We start from the raw sequence: 20,529 nt of genomic DNA on the forward strand, positions 1-20,529 counted from the left end.
CCCTATCTTTTCCGACTCGCCCCCATTTTCCAAGAGTTACCAACTGCCATATGGAATGCCGAATTTGTCGATATAACGCTTGGATTTTTCACTGATCGGATAAGCGTAACGCCCTTGGTTCTTACCCTGACTCGGACCAAGAGGTTCGATTTCGGCTTTGGCCCTGGCCACTTTCACCGGATAGTGGCACGAGTCCCTGACCCAGACTTGTACAACCCCGCCGGGAGCCAACCCCAGGTAAATAGAAGCGGAATAACTCGCTTGCTCCTTCGGAGTTTCCAAACAACGCTGGTTGACCGACGTCCTCATTAGTTGCCTAGCCTCTTCGGGCACATCCAACCAAACACTATAGGTCTGAGGTTCGACAATCGATTGCCAACGCACGTAAATGCGTTTGGGGAGGTCGGCACCAATCACTGGCTTTGCAGCAGCGCCTACGGCGTGCCATCCACGTGCAGATTCTTTACCGTCTTCAAGCTCCCCACCAGCGGCCGTACCTCCCCCCGTACGCTTGAACAGCTTGCCGTTTATATCTTCGACGGCGCTGTCCTCCACCCACACTTTCATGTAGTAAGGCTCAGTAAACGCAAGCTCCCACGACTCGGATTTAGGGTCGTTTTTGGCAGACAGTGGATCCGCAGACTGGCATCCAGTCGTGAACAAAGCACAAAGCAGGGTTACAAGAACTCTCATTACCAAAGCGTCCAATCAGGTACGTGGGGATGCAGCACGCGGATGGTGTCGGCCGTCGGGGCGTTGATGTATACCGCATTTAGTCCGCTGCCATCTCTGCGGCCGAGTGGATGGTTCCAGTTTGCGGACATGTGAATGTACTTGAGTTTCAGCAGTTGCTCCTCTTCAAGCGTGGTGCTGTAGTCACCCGCAACGAACCGATCACACAAAGTTTGAAGTTCTGCTGGGATGGTCAAATCGGGCGTGTCAGGATAACGCAGGATAACGGGACAGATTTATTTTCGAGAAGTAAATCTTCCCTCTTCCCATCATGAGACCGAGTTCAGGCGGGATAGAATGTCAGACCATCAAGATCAATCTCGGCATAGCCCCCCACATTCTCCATATAAAGCAAGACCCTGCCCACTCCCAGTTCGGATCGTAAGAACTCGACAAGCTTTCCAAGGCTTTCGTTTTTAGACATTGAAGTCGGACGCACTACCGTTGCCTGTCCGGGTTCATCATCGTAAACCCTAATTAAAAACACACCCTCTTCACTCTGTATATCGTAGTTATAACCACGGTATTCATATCAAACTTCATGGTCAACATCACCAAAGCGAGTACACTATTTGCAAAACAGTATCCGGCATTCGGGACCCATAGAAAAATCGCATCATGCAGCGATTTATTCAAAGAGCGAGGACAGTTTTACATCTTAAGCGCCCACGCTATTTGCCCCCCTCATTTCTTCCCAACTTCGAAGAATTACCAACTGCCATATGGAATACCAAATTTCTCAATATAGCGCTTAGCCTTTTCATTAACTGGATAGGCGTAACGCCCTTGATTCTTGCCTTGACTTGGCCCCAGCGGCTCAATCTCAGCTTGCGCCCTTGCCACCTTTACCGGGTGATGACAAGAATCTCTAACCCACACCTGCACAACTCCACCAGGAGCCAACCCCAGATAAACCGAAGAAATATAGGTAGCCGTTTGCTCTGGCGTTTTCGCGCATCGCTGGTTGACCGACGTCAGCATCAGTTGCCTGGCTTCCTCGGGTATGTCCACCCAAACACGATAGGTTTGTGGTTCTACGATAGATTGCCAGCGAACGAAGATTCGTTTGGGAAGATCCGCGCCTACTACTGCTTTCGCAGAACCACCTACGCCGTGCCAGCCTTTGGCGGACTCTGTGCCATCCTCTGGTTGCCCTCCCGACGCCGATCCAGAGCCCGTGTGCAGGAACGTTCTTCCTTTGATGTCTTCCACCGAAGTGTCTTCCACCCAAACCTTCATGTAGCGAGGCTCAGTGAAACCCAGCTCCCACCATGGAGATTTTGGATCGTTCTTTGCTGAAAGCGGGTCTGCGGAACAACCAGCAGCAAGCAAAGTGCACAGCAGGGTTAAAAGTAGCTTCATTACCAAAGCGTCCAATCAGGTACGTGCGGGTGTTTTACGCGAATTGCGTCTGACGTGGGAGCGTTGATGTAAACCGCTTTCACACCACTTCCATCCCTTCGGCCAAGTGGATGGTTCCAGTTGGCCGATGTATGAATGTACTTGAGTTTGAGGGTTTTCTCCTCTAACAGGGTCGTGCTGTAGTCGCCAGAGACAAAACGATCAGACAACCCTTGAAGCTCTGCGGGAATGGAAAAGTCGGGTGTTTCAGGAATGTCGTTGAAGCGAACCCCTTTGGCTTTCGCCTGCTGATGCATTACACGCAGGCACACTCTCGATAGCATTCCGCTCACCGTCCGCCTGAGCTGAACGGCGGCGTAGACGCGTTTGACGCGAGGGCTCATTCGATCCTGTGGGCTGTTGGGCATTACAAGTGCAGGTGGCGTTACGATTTCCAGCATTTCAGAAGGCCAACCATTAGCGAGCCACTGATTTTTGACCGTTACCGCATCCTGATAAATCGAAGTGCTGACGACATCAGTGTTAAGCGACACCTCAAGCATTTGCATGGGGCTGACAAGTACACATTCTTCAGCCTCCTCAAGGTATCCCCCGCCAATATCAGAATGCACGCCGGGCAAGACAATTTCCTGGTGATCTGGTGTTACTCGGCTGAGGGCAAAGTTCCCCCTGCATTCATCACGCGCAACCAACTGGACGACATCGGTGAAATAGCGTCGATCCAGGTAGAGCTTGATACCTGTCGCAATCGGGCTTTTGATGTCGCCCAGATTGGACCAGCCAGCAATCGAAGGAACGGTATCGAACAGGCCTATGAAGCCCATATTGATATCGCTTTTATATTGATCGCTGAAAGTCGAACTGAAGGCATCAGCATTGCTGCGAAGGATTTCTCCCAATGGACCTTGTTTTCCCCGGACGACCTCATTTGCAAAGTGCCGAGCGGCTGCCGCACCGCGACTGAAGCCGAAAGTGTCAAATGTCAGGGAGACGATTTCACTACCCGGATTCTCGTCCAGCGCCTCCTTGATACGCTGCTTGATCAATACAAACGAAGATTGGACACGTCCCGCAACACCCGTTTCGCCGCGCCCGGTTCCTGCTCCCAAGGAGCTGTCTTCTTGACCTGAACGGGTACCGATACCTTCAACATACACCATGCGAAAAGCACGCTTTCGCGCCCCCTCGCCTTCAGCTGCCTCGGGAGTGTCATATAGATCACTGAGCTTTTTGATGTTACTGACATCATTGCCATAACTACTATCCGGATCACTCATATACGGCTTGCAGCTTGCATCGATATCTTTAGCCGCAATCGGATGATGAGCGCCGCACAGAAGTCCGGCCGCAGCGTTGTTGGCATTATTCCCCGTACCATCGAAGAACACTCCGATCCGCAGGGCTATGCCGATTTTTTCAGGCGCACGCGCAGGCTCTTTCCCGTGTTTCTCATACTCCGCCCAACGCTGGGCATGGATATCGACGGGTTTGGTGCCTGTGTTGCGGAAATGTTTAGGCGGGTTGGGAACGTAGCCACTCAATCCTTGATACCTCGTTCTGATCCTTGAGAACGGGCCGAAGGGTGACAGTCGATGCAGGGTGGCGCAAGCCGTGGCCCAGTGCCAGCGCTTGGCTTCATGCGGCGAAGAACGGCTCCTCTTGTCGCAGCAGAATTGGGTTTATGCCTTTAGATACATCCAGCACCTGACTCACAACCAACCTCACAACAAGCGCTGGTGCGCACTCACCACGCAAGTCACGCACCAGACTCATTTGAGCAGTTACCACTGGCCGCTTGCGAGACAGCCGACGATTTCCCAACCGCTGTATTCCCACCAGGAATATCGATCATCGGAGCAACTTCTGGCCAGACTGGCCATATGGATTCCGCCCGCTGTTTGTTGGGTACCGAAAGGCGTGCCAATAGAAGCTGTTACTTGATTGACAGCTTGAGGAGCCTTGAGGGTGGTCGGATGTACGGAAGCATTCGCAACGGTGGCGGTGAAAGCGAGCGTTGCGGATACGGCCAGAGCAGTGATGGACTTTTTCATTTTCGAATCCTTTCAGTTATCTGACATGCGGCTTGTGCATTGGCCTGACCTGCCTTAATCAATAATCTGAACAGATCGGGCGCTCGTAAAAAGCCTACCACCGCGCTGCCGGCTGCACAGTCGCTCAACTGTGCTATTGACAAGCTGATGGAGTGAGGGGAGAGATCTTTTCGAACGCTCAAGACTCGGGCAACGCGCCGGGTTCTTTTCCTGTCTATCACCCTGTGTGCAATGGTGGCGCCAAGCCCCGAATGATAAGGTTCAGCCTCAAAATCACGGACGACACCTCGTGCACAAACAATGTCTTGCAGCAGCAATAACCTTCACCATCAGCCTTTCCGCTCTCGCCTCTCCTGTGCCGCAGGAAGAGCTCGAAGAGTGCCAGCGAATAGAAAACTCGGCCAAACAGGTCATGAAAAGCAGGCAGCAAGGCGCGCCCATGGATTCGGTGTGGGAACTGGCCGAAGCGGCAGGCAAGCAGAGCGAGTATGTGGGTGAGTTGTTCAAGACGCTGATTCGCGAGGCGTACGCGATTCCGCAGTACTCAAGCGAGAGCTTGCAGCAGAAAGCGATCAGCGATTTCCATTCCAATTTCTACAAGGCTTGCATCGTGACGGCGGAAAAGCGAGCCGGCGCCAACGGCTGAGCTCATCGAACAAAAAAGGGGGCAGATTCAGGTAATGAATCTGCTCCTTTTTACTTGAGGGCAGCCTCTACGCTTTCAGCTCTAGCTTATCCAGCGCCTGATTCACGGCCAGCCCTGCGACCATGACCACTTGTGCGATGCCCAGTGCGGTTTTACGGTGGGCGGGCTCGAGGATGGCGGCGAAGTTGCTGAGCATTTCGCTGGCGCTGGCCAACAGGGATTCGCTGTTGTAGGCGGGGTTGGCCAGGAACATGGGGTCGTGTGTGGTGTGGCTGCCCATGATGCGTTGTTGCGGGGTCAGGTAATGATCGAGGGCGCGTTCTGCGGCTTCGTTCAAGGTTCGCGAATCGGGGAATTTGTAGGGTGAGACCGGATCAGTTTCTGGCGGATTAGGTGTTGGTTTGATCATGGTGAAACTCCTGATTTTGATTAGGAGCTACCAGCATCACTTGCAGATGATGGGTGGCAGCCAAGTGCGGGTCTGCAAGACCGGGAAACCAGGCACCCGGCAGACCCGAGGGTCTCCCGCACAAAGCCGCCATTGAGCGGACACAAACGAGCGTCCTTTTTGGCAGGGCTGTGCGACTGGTTTTTCCGGCGGGCTTGCAGACCCGATCACTGATAGGCAGTGACGGGAATAAAGTTACGGAGGGAGCGCCAGACGCACAAGCCGGCGGATTCTGTCTTAGGTGCAGGGCGTGGCGCAAGGCGTTGTGGGCATCGGGATGTGACGAAAGACCACGCATAAACAGGCTACGTATTCTGTGTTTAATGTCTGACAAAAAAGACTGTTTCGCAGTCCGACGGGAATACGTAAATCAGGCCGTCCGCTTTCACCCAGACACCACCATTGCCCTGTGTCTAAAAAACCGGCCACCCGGCATAATCCGCGCAAATTTCCCCATCAACCCAAGTCCGACCGTCATGCCTGAAGAGTTCGAAGTCCCCAGTCCTCACGAGCAACACGTTGAACACACCACCCATCATGCCCACGCAAAAGGCGATCGCTTTGCCAGCAAGATTGCGGTCATGACAGCGATCATGGCGACGGTCGGCGCCCTGATGAGTTATCAGGCCGGCTCGACGGAGAGTGAGGCGGCCATGGACAAAAACAACGCGGCCATTCAGAAGACCGAAGCGGCCAACGAGTGGAGCTATTACCAGGCCAAGTCCAGTCGGCAGAACCTGTCGGAGCTGGCCAGCCATCTTCCGGGACTGGATTCCGCTCATTATGTTGCCGAGGCTCGGCGCTATGCCGAGCAGAAAGAGCAAGCGCGCAAAAAGGCGGAAACACTTGAGCAGCAGGCGCGAGAGTGGGACGAAAAGTCAGAGCAGGTCCTGCATCAGCATCACCGCTGGGCCCAGGCCATGACCGCGATTCAAATCGCTATTTCGCTGGCGGCCATCACCCTGCTGACGCGCAAGGAATGGCTCAGACGCGTCTCGTTTGGGGCGGCGGGCCTGGGTGTCATGTTGGGCTCCTTGGCCTGGTTGCATATCTGAAAGAGGCAGAAACCGCTGAAGCTGACGAAAAAAGGAACAGACTCAGTGCATGAATCTGTTCCTTTTCGCTTGGAAACGGCCTCTGCCCCTTCGGCTCCACGCTATCCAATGCCTGCTTCACCACCAATGCCCCCGACATCACTACCTGCACGGTCTTGCGGCGGGCAGGCGCCAGGATGGCGACCTTCCAGGAGTCGATCCGAACAGGCCTACTGCGAATTGCTGCGCCCCGGCAACATCCGCACCAAGGTGTTATCCCGCACCCAGTAGTGGTGAAAAAGCCCCGCCGCCGCATGCAGACCGATCAGCCAGTAGCCGGTGCTGCCCAGCAGTTCATGCCAGTATTTGAGGCGTTTGGCAAAGTCCGGGTCGATATCCACCGGGGCCGGAAGATGGAAGCCAAAGTACGGAAACGGTTTGTCGGCAGCGGCGAGCATCAGCCAGGCCAGTACCGGAGTGGCGATCATCAGCACGTACAATGCCAGGTGCATCAGGTGCGATATGCCCGTCTGCCAGGCTGGCGGCTTGGGGGTGATCGGCGGGCGCGGCGTCAGGCGCCCGAGCAGGCGAACCCATACCAGGGCGAAGATACCCGCGCCAAATGCGCCATGCAGGCCCATCAGCAGACCTCGGGCTTCACTGCCTTTGGGCATGAAACCCTTGATTTCAACACACGCATACACGCCGACGAACAGCGCCAGCATCAGCCAGTGAAGCGTGATTGAAAGTTTTCCATAACGGGTTACGGCGTTGTCGCGGGTCATAAGAAGCGCCTCGTGATTGTCGTGGGCGACGGTCGATTCGTTCGACAGTCTCGATCTTGTTGCCGGGCAAACCGACGGTGCCACCCTGCCTGCCCAGCCTTAAGGCAGTCTGAAGATAGACTGCCCGTAAACTTTTTTTCACCTTCAGACTTCGTTAAGAAATGGTCTGGATACTTCCCTCGAACCTAATGAGGGAGGCGTTCAGCCCATGCCCGATCCCGTCTGGAATATTCCCCTGCCCCTGCACTTCGGCCAGGCCGAAACACCGCCGATGACGTTGACCGCCGCCTTGCCGGACGATGCGCTGCGCGAGACGTTCGAAGCCTTCATCCAGCATCGATTCCGCAAGGCACATGGCGCCGACATCCGGCACTTCATGCCCGAGCTGTTCGGTGTTCACACCGGCGATGGCGAGCTGTGCGCGGTGGCCGGGGTACGCCGCGCCCATCTTGAACCGCTGTTTCTGGAGCGTTATCTGGACGAGCCTATCGAGCCTTTGATCAGTGCCGCTGCCGGTAAACCGGTGGAGCGCCGCGACATTGTCGAAGTCGGCAACCTCGCCTCCAGCGATGCCGGCAGCGCGCGCTTGAGCATCATCGCCATCACCTATCTGCTGGCCATGGGTGGCCTGGAATGGGTGACCTTCACCGGCAATGTCGGACTAGTCAACAGCTTCCATCGTCTGGGCCTCAAACCCGTGACATTGTGCGCCGCGGATCCGGAACGCCTGGGTGACGAGCGTCAACACTGGGGCAGTTATTACGAAAGCAAGCCCTGGGTGCATGTCGGCAATATCCGCGCCGGCTTCTTTCATTTGCGCAATATCGGCCTTTTTACCCGGCTTGGCCTGCAGACCTCGCTGGAAGGAGCCTGCCATGTCGCTTGAACGGCAACAATTCCAGGAAACCCTGCGCAGCCATGCCCGGCGCAACGACAACACTATCGCGCTGTGGGGCGACAACCTGAAGCTCGATTACACGACGCTGTACAGCGAAGTGATGTATCGCCAGCAGCGTCTGCGCGATGAACACGTGACGGTCATTGCACTGGCATTGGAAAACGGGGTCCAGGCAATGCTCTGGGATCTGGCGGTGCTGTTCGAAGGTTTGACGTGCGTGACTCTGCCACCGTTTTTCAGCCCGGCACAACGCGCCCATTGCCTGGAGCAGAGCAAGGCGCAATGGGTGATCGCGGGACCGGAGCTGGAGCGAGAGTTACGCGCCGCAGGGTATGAACAACACGGCGAGTTCTGGCACCGCCGCTTCAGTGGACCCAGTGGGTTGCTCCCAGGCACCGCCAAACTGACATTCACCTCCGGCACCACCGGCACCCCGAAAGGCGTATGCCTGAGCGCAGACAGCCTGCTTCGGGTGGCACGCGAACTCGATCAGGCCAGCAAACCCACCGCACCGCGCCATCACCTGGCGTTGTTGCCGCTGGCGATTCTGTTGGAAAACCTCGGTTGTTACGCCGCGTTGTATGCCGGCGTGACACTGAGTGTGCCAAGCCAGAAGACCCTGGGCATCCAGGGGGCCAGCAGTGTCGACGTGCCGCGCCTGCTTGACTGTCTGGCCAGTCGGGCACCCGAAAGCCTGATTCTGGTGCCGCAACTGTTGTTCCTGTTGGTCAGTGCCGCCGAACAGAAAGCCTTCGATCCGCAATCCCTGCGTTTTGCTGCGGTCGGTGGTGCGCGGGTTTCCGCAGATCTGTTGCAGCGTGCCCAACGAGTGGGCCTGCCCGTGTACGAGGGTTACGGATTGTCCGAGTGCGCCTCGGTGGTCTGTCTCAATCGTCCCGGGGCGTGCCGTCCGGGAAGCGTTGGCCGCCCTCTTCCCCATGTGGAGGTGCGCCTGGCCGAAGACGCAGAGGTACTGATCAAGGGGTCGACCCTGCTCGGTTATCTCGGTGAGCCGGCCTGCACCGAGCAGTGGTGGCCGAGCGGCGATCTGGGTGAATTCGATCCGGAAGGTTTTCTCTATCTCAAGGGTCGCAAGAAGCATCAGTTCGTCACCAGTTTCGGGCGCAACGTCAACCCGGAATGGGTCGAATCGGAACTGACCCAACGCCGTCACATCGCCCAGGCCTTCGTCTACGGCGAAGCCATGCCACATAACCACGCCCTGCTCTGGCCACACAGCCCGGCGTGTACCGATGCGCAACTGGCGGCCGATGTCGCCGCCGCCAACGAGGCCTTGCCCGACTATGCCCAGGTGCACCACTGGACACGCCTGACGCACCCGTTCACCGCGTCCAACGGTCTGCTCACCGCCAATGGCCGCCCGCGTCGCGACGCCATCGTTTCGCTGTATCAGGCGCAACTGACTGAATTCGCCAAATCCCAGGAGTCCGCATCATGAGTTTTTTCGACACCCTGCAAGAAGCCACGCACGAGGAGCGTCATGCGCTGTTCAACCTGCCGATCATCCACGATGCCCTGCAGGGCAAGGTCAGCCTTGAGAGTTACCGGGCATTTCTTGCCCAGGCCTACTACCACGTACGCCACACCGTACCGCTGATGATGGCGTGCGGTGCTCGCCTGCCGACGCACCTTGAATGGCTGCGCAAGGCGGTGTGCGAATACATCGAGGACGAATATGGACATGAGCAATGGGTGCTGGACGATATCGAAGCCTGTGGCGGCGACCGCGAGGCCGTGCGCGGCGGGCAGCCGTCACTGCCGATCGAATTGATGGTCAGCTTCCTTTACGACCTGATCGCCCGGGGCAACCCGGTGGGTCTGTTCGGTATGGTCAATGTACTGGAAGGCACCAGCATTGCCCTGGCCACCCATGCGGCGGGCAGTATCCGCGAGCAACTGGGGCTGCCGGAAACCGCTTTCAGTTACCTCAATTCTCACGGCGCACTCGACATCGAGCACATGCAAACCTATCGGCACCTGATGAATCAGTTGCAGGATCCCGCCGACCAGGCCGCGGTGATCCACGCCTCAAAAGTCGTCTACCGGCTCTACTCCGATATGTTCCGTGGCCTGCCCCGCGATGCGGAGGCCCATCATGCAGTTGCATGAAGCCCGGGTGGTCCTGACCGGTGCCAGCGGCGGCATCGGCCTCGCCATCGCCGACGCCCTTTGCGCAGCCGGCGCGCAGGTACTGGCAGTCGCCCGGCATCAGGCACGTTTGCAGCCCTTGCTTGAGCGTTATCCGCAGAACCTGTGCTGGGTCGCCGCCGATCTGACATTTCTGAGCGACCGGCGCAAGGTGCTGGTCGCCGCCGAGGCGATTGGCGGCCTCAACCTGCTGATCAACGCGGCCGGGATCAATCACTTCGCCATGCTCGAACAGCTCGACGACAGCGAAATCAACGCGATGCTGGCGGTGAACATCAGTGCGCCGATCTGCCTGACCAGACTCTTGCTGCCGCTGCTCAAGCAGGCTGACAGCGCGATGGTGGTCAATGTCGGTTCGACTTATGGTTCGATCGGCTACCCCGGCTATGCCAGCTACTGCGCAACCAAGTTCGCCTTGCGCGGGTTTTCCGAAGCCTTGCGCCGCGAGCTGGCTGACACCCATGTCGGCGTGTTGTACGTCGCTCCCCGAGCCACCCGCACATCGATGAACAGTCCCGCAGCCCAGGCACTGAACGATGCGCTCAACGCCAGCGTCGACGACCCGCAAGCCGTGGCCACGGCGGTGGTGCATGCGATTGCCGGTGATCGACGCGACCTCTATCTGGGCTGGCCCGAGCGTTTTTTCGTGCGCCTGAACAACCTGCTGCCCAATCTGGTGGATCGCGGTCTGCGCAAGCAGTTGCCATTGATTCGTCGCTTGAGTGAAAAAATCGACAACGAGACGCCAAAGCCATGAAACCACTCTTCGCACCTGTGTTGCCGGGTGCCTCGCACGGTCCGGGCACTGGACGCCGTCGATCAGCAGCGACAACCTGTGCTCGCGGGGCGATCATCTCTACCGTCAAAAACGCTACGCTGAAGCCAGGGCGACGCTGCTCAAGGCCCGGCAGGCCGCTCCCCACCCTGGCCGGGAAAGTGCCGATAGCGGGCACCACGAAGAAATCGACGCGTTGCTGGTGGACGTGAACAAGAAACTCGAATGACAGGAGTCCGTGTGCGTTTATTACTGATCGAGGATGACGTAGCGCTCGGTGAGGGCATTCACCAGGCGCTGGGGCGCGAAGGTTATACCGTCGACTGGCTCAAGGATGGCAGCAGCGCCCTGCACGCCTTGCTCAGCGAAACCTTTGACCTGGCGGTGCTGGATCTTGGCCTGCCACGCATGGACGGCCTCGATGTACTGCGCCGGGTCCGGGCCAGCGGCGCCAACCTGCCGGTGCTGATCCTCACGGCTCGAGATGCCACCGAGGATCGCATCGCCGGTCTCGATGCCGGTGCCGACGATTACCTGGTCAAACCCTTTGATCTGGCTGAGCTCAAGGCACGCCTTCGCGCCTTGCTGCGGCGCAGCGCCGGCCGCGCACAGATGCTGATCGAGCATGCCGGCATCAGCCTCAACCCCGGTACCCAGCAAGTCAGCTATCTGGGCGAACCGGTGGTGCTGACGCCCAAGGAGTATCAACTGCTGCATGAATTGTTGTCGCCGCCGGGACGGGTCCTGACCCGCGATCACTTGACGCGACTGCTCTATGGCTGGAACGAAGAAGCCGAAAGCAACACCCTGGAAGTGCACATTCACCACCTGCGGAAAAAATTCTCCACCGAGCTGATCCGTACCATCCGTGGTGTGGGGTATCTGGTGGAGGAGCGTCAATGACCTCGATCCGTCGCCGTACCCTGACCCTGATAACCGGCCTGCTGCTTGCCGGCCTGTTGGTACTCAGCGTGTTCAACCTGCACGACAGCAACCATGAAATCGCCGAAGTCTACGACGCGCAACTGGCGCAGAACGCGCGTCTGCTGCAGGGCGTCATGCGCATGCCTCTGACGGGGCACGAACACGCGGACCTGTACCGCGCCTTCAACGCTGCGCTGGCTGAAGGGGTCCCTCGGGGCGACGGCCATCCCTATGAGCGAAAGCTCGCCTTTCAGGTGTGGAACGCCAAGGGCGAGGTATTGGTACACACCGCCAGCGCACCGACGTTCACCACGCCGCCGTCCCAGCCCGGCTTCAGCGATGTGGTGGACCTTGACCAGCGCCAGTGGCGAGCCTTCATCCTCGAAGACCCGCAGAACGGTTTCCGTATCTGGGCCGGCGAACGCAGTGATGTCCGTGCCGACCTGGTCGACCGCATCGTCCGTCACACGCTATGGCCGAACGTGGTTGGCAGCCTGATCCTCGCGGCGATGGTCTGGCTTGCCATCGGCTGGGGGCTCAAGCCCCTGGCCAATATGGCGGCGACCCTTCGTGCCCGGCACAGTGGTTCCCTTGAACCCTTGCAACTGACACCGTTGCCCAGCGAGCTGGAACCCATGCAGGCGGCGCTCAATCGCATGCTTGCGCAGATTCAGGAAGTACTGGGGCGCGAACGTCGCTTCATTGCCGATGCCGCTCATGAAATGCGCACGCCGCTGGCCGTGTTGCGTTTGCATGCGCAAAACCTGCAGGAAGCCGGCACCGAACAGGAACGGCGTGAATCGCTGGAGTTTCTGATCGCAGGCGTGGACCGTACCAGCCGTCTGGTCAACCAGTTGCTGACCATGGCCCGCCTGGAACCCACGGCCGACAAGCCCGTCCGCCCACTAATCGACCTCGGCGAAACCGTGCGCAACACGCTGGTGCAACTTACGCCGTGGCTGCTGAGCCGGCATCTGGAAGTGGCATTCGATGCCAGCGACCACCCTTTCAACGTTCACGCCGATGCGGCCGTCATCGACATCGCGCTAAACAACCTGATCACCAATGCCGCCAGTTTTTCACCCGAGCATGGCGTGATTTCAGTGTTTCTTCATCAGGCAGACGGCTTCTATCACCTGAGTGTCGAGGATCAGGGGCCAGGCATTGATGAAGCGGACAGGCCCCGGTTGTTCGAGCGCTTTTACAGTCGGGGCAATCCGCAGGGGGCAGGACTGGGATTGGCCATCGTCAACACCATCGCAACGCGCTTGCACGGGCGCATCACGCTGGTCAACCGGGCAGAGGGCGGGTTACGGGCGACGTTGTCGATTCCGGTCGGCTGAGCATTGCGCGGTTTGCCGTTCAGAAGAGAACTCAAGATGACACGATTGGCCGTGCGGCAGCGTCTGACTCGGCGGATTCCATTCGGGAGCGCTGCAAGGTTTCCGGCAGCGTCACCCACAGCAACATGAGCGCCACCGCCGCAACGGCGGCCAATGTCAGAAACGCAGCACTGTACCCCGCCTCCTGAACCACAATCCCCGCCAGGCTGTTGCTCAATGCCGCGCCCAGACCGAACACCGTCGAGATCGCCCCGAGGCTGACGTTGAAGTGCCCGGTCCCCAGCGTCAGGTCTTTCACCACCACCGGAAACAGCGCGCCGAAAATCCCCGCGCCGATGCCATCGAGCAACTGCACCGAAACCAGCCACCACGGATCGTTCGACAGCACATACAACACGCCGCGCAACGGCAGGATCAGAAACCCCGCCAGCAGCAACGGCTTGCGTCCCCACAGATCGGCCTTTGCTCCCACCAGCAGCGCGACCGGCACCATCACCAGCTGCGCCGCGACGATGCAGGCGGACGTAAGTGGCGTGGCCATTTGCAGATTGGCCTGCGCCAGTTTCTGACTCACCAGCGGCAACATCGCCGCGTTTGCCAGATGAAACAGCGCGCAGCAAATCGCGAACATCAGCAACGGTCGGTTGGTCAGCAATACGGAAAAGCCCGAAGGCTGCTTGCTCTGCCCCGACCCGCTCGGTGCAAGACCTCGGGCGAGATCGTGATCAATGGCCTCTGCCGATACGAACGAAACGGCAATCACGCTGGCCAGCGCCATGACCGCCATCAAATAAAACACCGCGACCGGGCCGAACAGGTACGCGGACAAACCGGCCAACAGCGCCGCGCAGGCGTTGCCGGCGTGGTTGAAGGTTTCGTTGCGCCCGGTTCTGCGCGTAAACGCGCGAGGTCCGGTAATGCCGAGAGTGATCGCGCAGATGGCCGGCGCGAAGATCGAAGCGGCAACGGCACTGATGGCTTGCGTCACGGCCACCAGGGTAAACGACGTCACGAACGGCAGCAGCAGACAGCTTCCGGTGACCACCAGCGCGGCAATCGCGATCAGCGCCCGTTTGAAGCGTGTGCTGTCGACCAGCGCACCCGCCGGGGTTTGCGTGATGAGCGCGGCGATCCCGGCAATCGTCATGACCAGCCCGATACTCGCCGGCTCCCAGTGATGAACCGCCAGCAAGTAAATCGCCAGATAGGGACCGAGCCCGTCGCGTACATCGGCGAGGAAGAAATTCAGGCTGTCGAGGGACAGGTTGTTGCGGTGATCGAGGTGAGTAGCCACGGGTAACTTCTTCGTTGTCGAGGTTCTGCGAAATGACTCAACCTCCGCAAATCGAATGACCTTTTGCCAAGCGTTTTAGTTGCATGAAACAGCCGTCTTTACTGGCCCATCAACAACTCCCGCTCGCCTTCGCACAACCCCACCACGTAATCCCAGACCACTCGCAACCGCACCGACTTGTGCAGCTCGCGCCGCGTGCTGATCCAGTAACTGCGCTCAATGCTCTCATCCGGCAACAGCGGCACCAGATCCGGGTCCGACGCCGCCATATAGCAAGGCAGCACCGCAATCCCCAGCCCCGAACGCGCCGCCTGCTGCTGGGCAATCACGCTGGTGCTGCGAAACACCACACGCGGATTGCGGCAGAAGCTGTTGAGAAACATCAGCTCCTGACTGAACAGCAGATCATCCACGTAACCGATCCAGGCATGTTGGCCAAGATCTTCGCGGGTACGCAGTGGCGGCGCATGGTCGAGGTAAGCACGGCTGGCATAGAGCGCGAGCCGATAATCGGTGAGTTTGCGGGTGACCAGCATGTCCGCCGCCGGGCGCTCCAGGTGAATGCTGATTTCCGCCTCGCGGTTGAGGATGCTGACGAAGCGCGGCACCGCCACCAACTCCACTTCCAGCCCCGGATAGCGCTCGAACAATCCGATCATGCGGCTGGCCAGGAACATGATGCCCAGCCCTTCCGTCACGCCGACTCGAATCTTGCCCAGTGGCGCCGTGGACTGGGTGATTTCTTCCTGAGCCAGCAGCGCGACGTTTTCCATGGCTTCGGCGTGCTTGAGCAGCGCCTCCCCCGCCGGGGTCATTTCGTAGCCTTGGGCGTGCTGGACGAACAGCGCGGTGCCGAGGCTTTTTTCGATGGCCTCGATGTGCCGAGCGACGGTGGCGTGGGTGGTGTTGAGGCGGCGGGCAGCGGTAAGCAGTCGGCCACTGCGCTGCAACTCAAGAAAGAACCGCAGGTCGTTCCAGTCGAACATGGCTTGTCCTTGTCGGCTATCGTCAGAAAGTGCTGTTTGAAAACGCACAGCGGCTGCGCAAAAACTAACATTCTTTTGACGAAAGCTAACAACTAGGATGACTGATAACAAAAACAATAAGCGAGGTCAGGGAATGCAGACTTCCCTCGATGAATTCGATTACATCGTGGTCGGCGCCGGGCCGGCCGGGTGTTTGCTGGCCAATCGGCTGTCGGCGGATCCGCAGCAGCGTGTGTTGCTGCTGGAGGCCGGCGGGCGTGACAACTATCCGTGGATTCACATACCCGTGGGTTACCTGTTCTGCATCGGCAACCCGCGCACCGACTGGTGCTTCAAGACCGAAGAACAACCGGGCCTCAATGGCCGCGCGCTGAGTTATCCGCGCGGCAAGGTGCTGGGCGGCTGCTCGTCGATCAACGGCATGATCTACATGCGCGGCCAGGCCAACGACTATGACGGCTGGGCCGCCGAGGGCAATCCGGGCTGGGCCTGGAATGATGTGCTGCCACTGTTCAAACAGAGCGAAAACCACTTTGCCGGCGCAGCGGAATTCCATGGCGACAAGGGTGAATGGCGGGTCGAACGCCAGCGCCTGTCGTGGCCGATTCTCGATGCATTCCGCAGCGCTGCCGAACAGAGCGGCATCGCCAGCATCGATGACTTCAATCAGGGCGACAACGAGGGTTGCGGCTACTTTCAGGTCAATCAGAAGGCCGGGGTCCGCTGGAATGCGGCGAAAGCGTTTCTAAAGCCGATTCGAGATCGCGCCAATCTTACGGTGTTGACCGACGTCGAGGTTGATCGGGTGCTGTTCGAGGATGGCCGCGCCGCAAAGATCAGCGCACGTTGGCAGGGTCAGGAAAAGCGCTTCAAGGCGCGCAAAGAGATCGTGTTGTGCGCAGGCTCCGTGGGCTCGCCAGGCATTCTGCAACGCTCCGGGATCGGGCCGCGTCCGCTTTTGGAAAAACTCGGGATCGGCGTGGTGCATGAATTGCCGGGGGTGGGCGGCAACCTGCAGGATCACCTGCAACTGCGCCTGATCTACCAACTGGAAAACGCCCGCACCCTCAACCAGATCGCCGGCAGTGTGTGGGGCAAGATGGGCATGGGCCTGCGCTATCTGTATGACCGCAGCGGGCCATTGTCGATGGCGCCAAGTCAGCTGGGCGCGTTTGCCCGCTCGGGGCCGGAACAGACCTCGGCCAATCTCGAATACCACGTGCAGCCGCTGTCGCTGGAGCGTTTTGGCGAGCCGCTGCACAGCTTCCCCGCGTTCACCGCTTCAGTGTGTGATTTACGTCCGCAGAGCCGTGGCCGGGTCGAGATCCGCTCCGCCGATCCGCAAACAGCACCGCTGATTCAGCCAAACTACCTCAGCCATCCCGAAGACCTGCGCGTCGCCGCCGATGCGATCCGCCTGACCCGCCGCATCGTCAGCGCCCCGGCCCTGCGAGCCTTCAACCCGGTGGAGTACCTGCCCGGCGCCAGCCTGCAGACCGAAGAACAACTGCACGAAGCGGCGGCGAAGATCGGCACGACGATTTTCCACCCGGTCGGCACCTGTCGCATGGGCAACGACGCAGATGCGGTGGTCGATGCGCAATTGAGGGTGCACGGCGTGCCGGGCCTGCGGATTGCCGATGCGTCGATCATGCCGCGCATTACCTCCGGCAACACCTGTTCGCCTACGCTGATGATTGCCGAGAAGGCAGCACAGCTGATCCTTACTCCACCTGTAATCACTGCCCCTGTGGGAGCGAGCCTGCTCGCGAATGCGGTTACACATTCAACATAGTTGTTGACTGAAAGGACGCCTTCGCGAGCAGGCTCGCTCCCACAGTTTTTTGCACCAGACACAAAGGCATCGCGCTTCACCCGGACACGCAACACCAGTGGAAACAACAAAAACAATCACTGTGAGGGATACCGATATGTCAGAACACGTTCAGCCGCTGGATGCCGTGCGCAGCGCGGACGCCAGCCCCGATACCCGAAAGGTCATCTTCGCCTCGTCCCTGGGGACGGTGTTCGAGTGGTATGACTTCTTTCTCTACGGCGCCCTGGCGGCGGTGATCAGCAAGCAGTTCTTCGCCGGGGTCAACGACACTACGGCGTTCATCTTCGCGCTGATGGCGTTTGCCGCAGGCTTCATCGTGCGGCCGTTCGGGGCGCTGGTGTTCGGTCGGTTGGGGGACATGATCGGGCGCAAATACACCTTCCTCGCGACCATCATCCTGATGGGCGTGGCGACGTTCGCGGTGGGCCTGCTGCCGACCTACGCCAGCATTGGCATCGCCGCACCGATCATTCTGGTGGTGCTGCGCATGCTTCAGGGCCTGGCCCTGGGCGGCGAGTACGGCGGCGCCGCGACTTACGTCGCGGAACACGCGCCGATCGGCAAGCGCGGGTTCCACACCAGCTGGATTCAATCCACCGCGACCCTCGGCCTGCTGCTGTCGCTGCTGGTGGTGCTCGGTTGCCGCTACTTCACCGGTGATCAGTTCGAAGTCTGGGGTTGGCGTATTCCGTTCCTGCTGTCGATCGTGCTGCTGGGCATTTCCACCTGGATTCGCCTGAGCCTGCACGAGTCGCCGGCCTATCTGAAGATGAAAGAGGAAGGCAAGGCCAGCAAGGCGCCGATCCGCGAATCCTTCGGCAAATGGGAAAACCTCAAGGTCGTGCTGATCGCCCTGTTCAGCATCAACGCCGGGCAAGCGGTGACCTTCTACGCCGCGCAGTTCTACGTACTGTTCTTCCTCACCCAGTTCCTGAAAATGGACCCGGCGGTGGCCAACAGCTTGCTGATCATCAGTGTGGTGATCGGCGCGCCATTCTTCATCATTTTCGGCTGGCTGTCGGACAAGGTCGGGCGCAAACCGGTGTTGATGCTCGGCCTGTTGTTAGCCACGGCGCTGTACTTCCCGATCTTCAAATCCCTGGCCCACTACGCCAACCCGGCCATCGATCAGGCCAGCCAACAGGCGCCAATCACCGTGGTGGCTGACCCTGCCACCTGCACCTTCCAGTTCGACCCGGTAGGCAAGGCCAAATTCGACAGCCCGTGCGACAAGGTCAAGACCTTCCTGGTCAAGCAAGGTCTGCCCTACTCCAGCGTCGCCGCCCCGGCGGGCAGCACGGTGCAAGTGAGCGTCGGCGATGTGAAACTCGACGGCTTCGACGAGGCCGCCCTGCGCGGCGCCATCACCCTCGCCGGCTACCCGCAACAGGCCGACATGCAGCAGATCAACAAACCGATGATCGTGGCCCTGATCGTCGGCCTGATCATCATCTCCGCCATGTGCTACGGCCCGCTCGCGGCGCTGATGGTCGAACTGTTCCCGACCCGTATCCGCTACACCTCGATGTCCCTGCCGTACCACATTGGCAACGGCTGGTTCGGTGGTTTCCTGCCAACCGTGTCGTTTGCGCTGGTGGTGTACACCGGGGATATTTTCTACGGGCTGTGGTATCCGGTGCTGATTACCGGAGTGAGCCTGGTGGTGGGGATGATCTGCCTGCGTGAGACCAGGAATATCGATCTGGACAAGAACTGATTGATCGACGTGTGGCGGGGGCGCAATGCCCTCGCCACCCTGCTGGATCTCAAACCTCCGCCTCCAGCAACTCAAACTTCACCTGATCGGGATAGAACGCCACGTAGTCCTTGATCTGGCTGACCGAAATCTTCGGATGTTCGTACGTCCACACCGCGTTCGCCCCCTCATGCCCCGGCACTTGCAGACTGAAATAGTTGGCGTCGCCCTTGTACGGGCAGTAGGTGGTGTGGTCGGTGCGGGCGAAGTACTTCTCGTCGATGTCTTCGCGGGGGATGTAGTAGACCGGTGGGTAATTGGCTTCCAGCAGCACCAGCGCTCGGGCCGAGGCGGCGACTTGTATGCCGTGGAATTTCACAAGGAGGCAGCCTGGCTGCTCGGCGATGGTGATGACGGGGCTGGGACCGGAGGTTTTCATCGGTTTCTCCTGACGGCGGCGAAGGCACCGGTTCAGGTATAACCCATGCGGGGGAAACTCGTCGGGTTCGCAGCCGAACGGTTTTTTGCCGAGCAAATAAAATCGTGGCCTGTGGAGACTGTAACTTTGAAGGTCACCAACTTGTGACAAAAATAACTCTTGTCCTCCCGTAGTTCGCCTTGACAGCGCCAGCCACGCGATGGAAATATCCTTACCGTTATCGAGAAACTTCAATCTCCGATAACCATGGACGCTCTCAAAAAAATAATGAAATGGAGTTTCAGCATGCCTTGCTTTCGCCAGCCACATTCTTTCTCCCTCATAAATATTTCATATTTCCCGCCCCCAGCCTGATCAATTGATCGCACGCTCTTACCCAGCGCATTTTCCTGTGCCACATCTATCGATGCCAGAGAATAACTATGAAAGTAGTGAACAGTTCCGTCCTGAAGGAATGGTATGACAGAGAATACAGCGCTTGCGACAACGGCACCCTGTTCGGTGAATTACGCGATGAATTCAAGCAATTTCTGACCAGTCTTCCCGACGGCCCGGGTCGCGCACTGGAATTGGGTTGCGGCGATGGTCGCAACCTCACGGCCTTGGCTCGCAAGGGCTACAGCCTGAGCGGTGTGGACATGGTTGACAGCACGATTCGGAGCCGCAGGCTCAACCCCTTGTTACGCGAGCTCGACTTCCAGCAGACGGACATCCTCAACTATGACCCCGCCCCTGCGACTTACGACGTACTCGTCTGTTCCGAAGTGTTGCACTTCTTCACTCAGGAGGAGCTTAACAAGGTGATGCCCAAAATCATCAGCGCAGTAAAAACGGGTGGCTATATATTTCTCGACTTGTTATCCGACCTGACACGTTACTTCCAAGCAAGCGGCGAGCCTTTTATCTGGGACAAGGAAGCCGGACTATCCATTCAAGACAGCGAAGGTTTCTTTGATGCCTGGCTGGGCGACTTTGATATCTATTCCTTCAATAAATTTTTCGACAAGCAAAGTTGGCCATTGAGCAACTCTGACAACTTGCCCATCGATCCTTATACCTGGCAGGGCACCTATGTTTCGGTGTGCGCAAGAAAACGCAATTAACTCCCCC

21 protein-coding genes and 1 pseudogene are annotated in these 20,529 nt (G+C 58.6%); 12 read left to right on the forward strand and 10 right to left on the reverse strand.

Translation table 11 applies throughout. From position 1 onward, the window contains the following. Window positions 1–36: 36 nt before the first annotated feature. The 5 genes and pseudogenes from NE357_RS16520 to NE357_RS16540 form a co-directional block, all read right to left on the reverse strand. Entirely contained in the window at window positions 37–693 is a 657-nt protein-coding gene (locus tag NE357_RS16520; protein WP_169430767.1) for a DUF2931 family protein, read from the reverse strand. Beyond that, window positions 693–923: pseudogene (locus tag NE357_RS16525) on the reverse strand (DUF2235 domain-containing protein); the annotation flags it as partial. The pseudogene NE357_RS16525 and the gene NE357_RS16520, both read right to left, overlap by 1 nt. A 517-nt stretch (window positions 924–1,440) precedes the next feature. Next, window positions 1,441–2,094, reverse strand: a complete 654-nt coding sequence (locus tag NE357_RS16530) for a DUF2931 family protein (RefSeq protein WP_169430768.1) — start codon at window positions 2,092–2,094, stop codon at window positions 1,441–1,443. Next, on the reverse strand, window positions 2,094–3,635 hold the full coding sequence (locus NE357_RS16535; RefSeq protein WP_169430769.1) for a phospholipase effector Tle1 domain-containing protein: 1,542 nt from the start codon (window positions 3,633–3,635) through the stop codon (window positions 2,094–2,096). Before NE357_RS16535 ends, NE357_RS16530 begins: the two co-directional genes overlap by 1 nt. 240 nt (window positions 3,636–3,875) lie before the next feature. After that, window positions 3,876–4,145, reverse strand: a complete 270-nt coding sequence (locus NE357_RS16540; protein WP_169430770.1) for a hypothetical protein — start codon at window positions 4,143–4,145, stop codon at window positions 3,876–3,878. A 289-nt stretch (window positions 4,146–4,434) separates the two neighbouring features. Between NE357_RS16540 and NE357_RS16545 the strand changes: the two genes are divergently transcribed. After that, window positions 4,435–4,791, forward strand: coding sequence for a hypothetical protein (locus NE357_RS16545; RefSeq protein ID WP_169430771.1), 357 nt, complete (start codon window positions 4,435–4,437; stop codon window positions 4,789–4,791). Window positions 4,792–4,858: 67 nt separating this feature from the next. On the opposite strand, the gene NE357_RS16550 is transcribed toward NE357_RS16545, so the two are convergent. After that, entirely contained in the window at window positions 4,859–5,200 is a 342-nt protein-coding gene (locus NE357_RS16550; RefSeq protein WP_169430772.1) for a DUF6124 family protein, read from the reverse strand. A 515-nt stretch (window positions 5,201–5,715) separates the two neighbouring features. Here NE357_RS16550 and NE357_RS16555 point away from each other — a divergent pair. After that, window positions 5,716–6,294: a DUF4337 domain-containing protein gene (locus tag NE357_RS16555; RefSeq protein WP_169430773.1), complete on the forward strand. Its 579-nt coding sequence runs from the start codon at window positions 5,716–5,718 to the stop codon at window positions 6,292–6,294. A 209-nt stretch (window positions 6,295–6,503) separates the two neighbouring features. On the opposite strand, the gene NE357_RS16560 is transcribed toward NE357_RS16555, so the two are convergent. After that, the gene (locus NE357_RS16560; RefSeq protein WP_169430774.1) at window positions 6,504–7,058 is read right to left on the reverse strand and encodes a cytochrome b; all 555 of its coding nucleotides are present in this window, start codon (window positions 7,056–7,058) and stop codon (window positions 6,504–6,506) included. Between the two features lie 208 nt (window positions 7,059–7,266). Here NE357_RS16560 and NE357_RS16565 point away from each other — a divergent pair, with 208 nt between their 5' ends. From NE357_RS16565 to NE357_RS16595, 7 genes are read left to right on the forward strand one after another with little or no spacing between them, the layout of a single operon-like run. Further along, window positions 7,267–7,944: a thermostable hemolysin gene (locus tag NE357_RS16565; protein WP_169430775.1), complete on the forward strand. Its 678-nt coding sequence runs from the start codon at window positions 7,267–7,269 to the stop codon at window positions 7,942–7,944. Then, complete coding sequence (locus NE357_RS16570; protein ID WP_169430776.1) at window positions 7,934–9,415, forward strand: AMP-binding protein; 1,482 nt, start codon at window positions 7,934–7,936, stop codon at window positions 9,413–9,415. The genes NE357_RS16565 and NE357_RS16570 overlap by 11 nt, the downstream gene beginning before the upstream one ends. After that, window positions 9,412–10,086, forward strand: a complete 675-nt coding sequence (locus NE357_RS16575) for a TenA family transcriptional regulator (protein WP_169430777.1) — start codon at window positions 9,412–9,414, stop codon at window positions 10,084–10,086. Before NE357_RS16570 ends, NE357_RS16575 begins: the two co-directional genes overlap by 4 nt. After that, window positions 10,073–10,882 (forward strand): SDR family oxidoreductase, encoded by an 810-nt coding sequence (locus NE357_RS16580; RefSeq protein ID WP_169430778.1) that lies wholly within the window; start codon window positions 10,073–10,075, stop codon window positions 10,880–10,882. Before NE357_RS16575 ends, NE357_RS16580 begins: the two co-directional genes overlap by 14 nt. After that, the gene (locus tag NE357_RS16585; protein WP_169428212.1) at window positions 10,848–11,129 is read left to right on the forward strand and encodes a hypothetical protein; all 282 of its coding nucleotides are present in this window, start codon (window positions 10,848–10,850) and stop codon (window positions 11,127–11,129) included. The genes NE357_RS16580 and NE357_RS16585 overlap by 35 nt, the downstream gene beginning before the upstream one ends. An 11-nt stretch (window positions 11,130–11,140) precedes the next feature. Continuing rightward, on the forward strand, window positions 11,141–11,803 hold the full coding sequence (locus NE357_RS16590; RefSeq protein WP_169430779.1) for a response regulator: 663 nt from the start codon (window positions 11,141–11,143) through the stop codon (window positions 11,801–11,803). Beyond that, window positions 11,800–13,167, forward strand: a complete 1,368-nt coding sequence (locus NE357_RS16595; protein WP_169430780.1) for an ATP-binding protein — start codon at window positions 11,800–11,802, stop codon at window positions 13,165–13,167. Before NE357_RS16590 ends, NE357_RS16595 begins: the two co-directional genes overlap by 4 nt. Before the next feature lie 31 nt (window positions 13,168–13,198). Here NE357_RS16595 and NE357_RS16600 read toward each other — a convergent pair whose 3' ends face one another. Together NE357_RS16600 and NE357_RS16605 are read right to left on the reverse strand one after the other, a co-directional pair. Further along, window positions 13,199–14,461: an MFS transporter gene (locus NE357_RS16600; RefSeq protein WP_169430781.1), complete on the reverse strand. Its 1,263-nt coding sequence runs from the start codon at window positions 14,459–14,461 to the stop codon at window positions 13,199–13,201. Window positions 14,462–14,559: 98 nt separating this feature from the next. After that, entirely contained in the window at window positions 14,560–15,447 is an 888-nt protein-coding gene (locus tag NE357_RS16605) for a LysR family transcriptional regulator (protein WP_169430782.1), read from the reverse strand. A gap of 133 nt (window positions 15,448–15,580) precedes the next feature. Between NE357_RS16605 and NE357_RS16610 the strand changes: the two genes are divergently transcribed. After that, window positions 15,581–17,242: a GMC family oxidoreductase gene (locus tag NE357_RS16610; protein WP_169430783.1), complete on the forward strand. Its 1,662-nt coding sequence runs from the start codon at window positions 15,581–15,583 to the stop codon at window positions 17,240–17,242. Between the two features lie 136 nt (window positions 17,243–17,378). Next, complete coding sequence (locus tag NE357_RS16615) at window positions 17,379–19,001, forward strand: MFS transporter (protein WP_169430784.1); 1,623 nt, start codon at window positions 17,379–17,381, stop codon at window positions 18,999–19,001. Window positions 19,002–19,050: 49 nt separating this feature from the next. Here NE357_RS16615 and NE357_RS16620 read toward each other — a convergent pair whose 3' ends face one another. Then, window positions 19,051–19,419 carry a DUF427 domain-containing protein gene (locus tag NE357_RS16620; RefSeq protein WP_085602857.1) on the reverse strand — a complete coding sequence of 123 codons (369 nt, stop codon included), beginning with the start codon at window positions 19,417–19,419 and terminating at the stop codon, window positions 19,051–19,053. A gap of 422 nt (window positions 19,420–19,841) precedes the next feature. Here NE357_RS16620 and NE357_RS16625 point away from each other — a divergent pair, with 422 nt between their 5' ends. Beyond that, window positions 19,842–20,522 (forward strand): class I SAM-dependent methyltransferase, encoded by a 681-nt coding sequence (locus NE357_RS16625; RefSeq protein WP_169430785.1) that lies wholly within the window; start codon window positions 19,842–19,844, stop codon window positions 20,520–20,522. Window positions 20,523–20,529: the final 7 nt, after the last annotated feature.

Source organism: Pseudomonas sp. G7(2022) (assembly GCF_052660475.1).

Coding starts and splice junctions, on each gene's coding strand:
- NE357_RS16520 (WP_169430767.1), bottom strand. CDS start 693: ATGAGAGTTCTTGTAACCCTGCTTTGTGCTTTGTTCACGACTGGATGC.
- NE357_RS16530 (WP_169430768.1), bottom strand. CDS start 2,094: ATGAAGCTACTTTTAACCCTGCTGTGCACTTTGCTTGCTGCTGGTTGT.
- NE357_RS16540 (WP_169430770.1), bottom strand. CDS start 4,145: ATGAAAAAGTCCATCACTGCTCTGGCCGTATCCGCAACGCTCGCTTTC.
- NE357_RS16550 (WP_169430772.1), bottom strand. CDS start 5,200: ATGATCAAACCAACACCTAATCCGCCAGAAACTGATCCGGTCTCACCC.
- NE357_RS16555 (WP_169430773.1), top strand. CDS start 5,716: ATGCCTGAAGAGTTCGAAGTCCCCAGTCCTCACGAGCAACACGTTGAA.
- NE357_RS16560 (WP_169430774.1), bottom strand. CDS start 7,058: ATGACCCGCGACAACGCCGTAACCCGTTATGGAAAACTTTCAATCACG.
- NE357_RS16565 (WP_169430775.1), top strand. CDS start 7,267: ATGCCCGATCCCGTCTGGAATATTCCCCTGCCCCTGCACTTCGGCCAG.
- NE357_RS16570 (WP_169430776.1), top strand. CDS start 7,934: ATGTCGCTTGAACGGCAACAATTCCAGGAAACCCTGCGCAGCCATGCC.
- NE357_RS16575 (WP_169430777.1), top strand. CDS start 9,412: ATGAGTTTTTTCGACACCCTGCAAGAAGCCACGCACGAGGAGCGTCAT.
- NE357_RS16580 (WP_169430778.1), top strand. CDS start 10,073: ATGCAGTTGCATGAAGCCCGGGTGGTCCTGACCGGTGCCAGCGGCGGC.
- NE357_RS16595 (WP_169430780.1), top strand. CDS start 11,800: ATGACCTCGATCCGTCGCCGTACCCTGACCCTGATAACCGGCCTGCTG.
- NE357_RS16605 (WP_169430782.1), bottom strand. CDS start 15,447: ATGTTCGACTGGAACGACCTGCGGTTCTTTCTTGAGTTGCAGCGCAGT.
- NE357_RS16610 (WP_169430783.1), top strand. CDS start 15,581: ATGCAGACTTCCCTCGATGAATTCGATTACATCGTGGTCGGCGCCGGG.
- NE357_RS16615 (WP_169430784.1), top strand. CDS start 17,379: ATGTCAGAACACGTTCAGCCGCTGGATGCCGTGCGCAGCGCGGACGCC.
- NE357_RS16620 (WP_085602857.1), bottom strand. CDS start 19,419: ATGAAAACCTCCGGTCCCAGCCCCGTCATCACCATCGCCGAGCAGCCA.
- NE357_RS16625 (WP_169430785.1), top strand. CDS start 19,842: ATGAAAGTAGTGAACAGTTCCGTCCTGAAGGAATGGTATGACAGAGAA.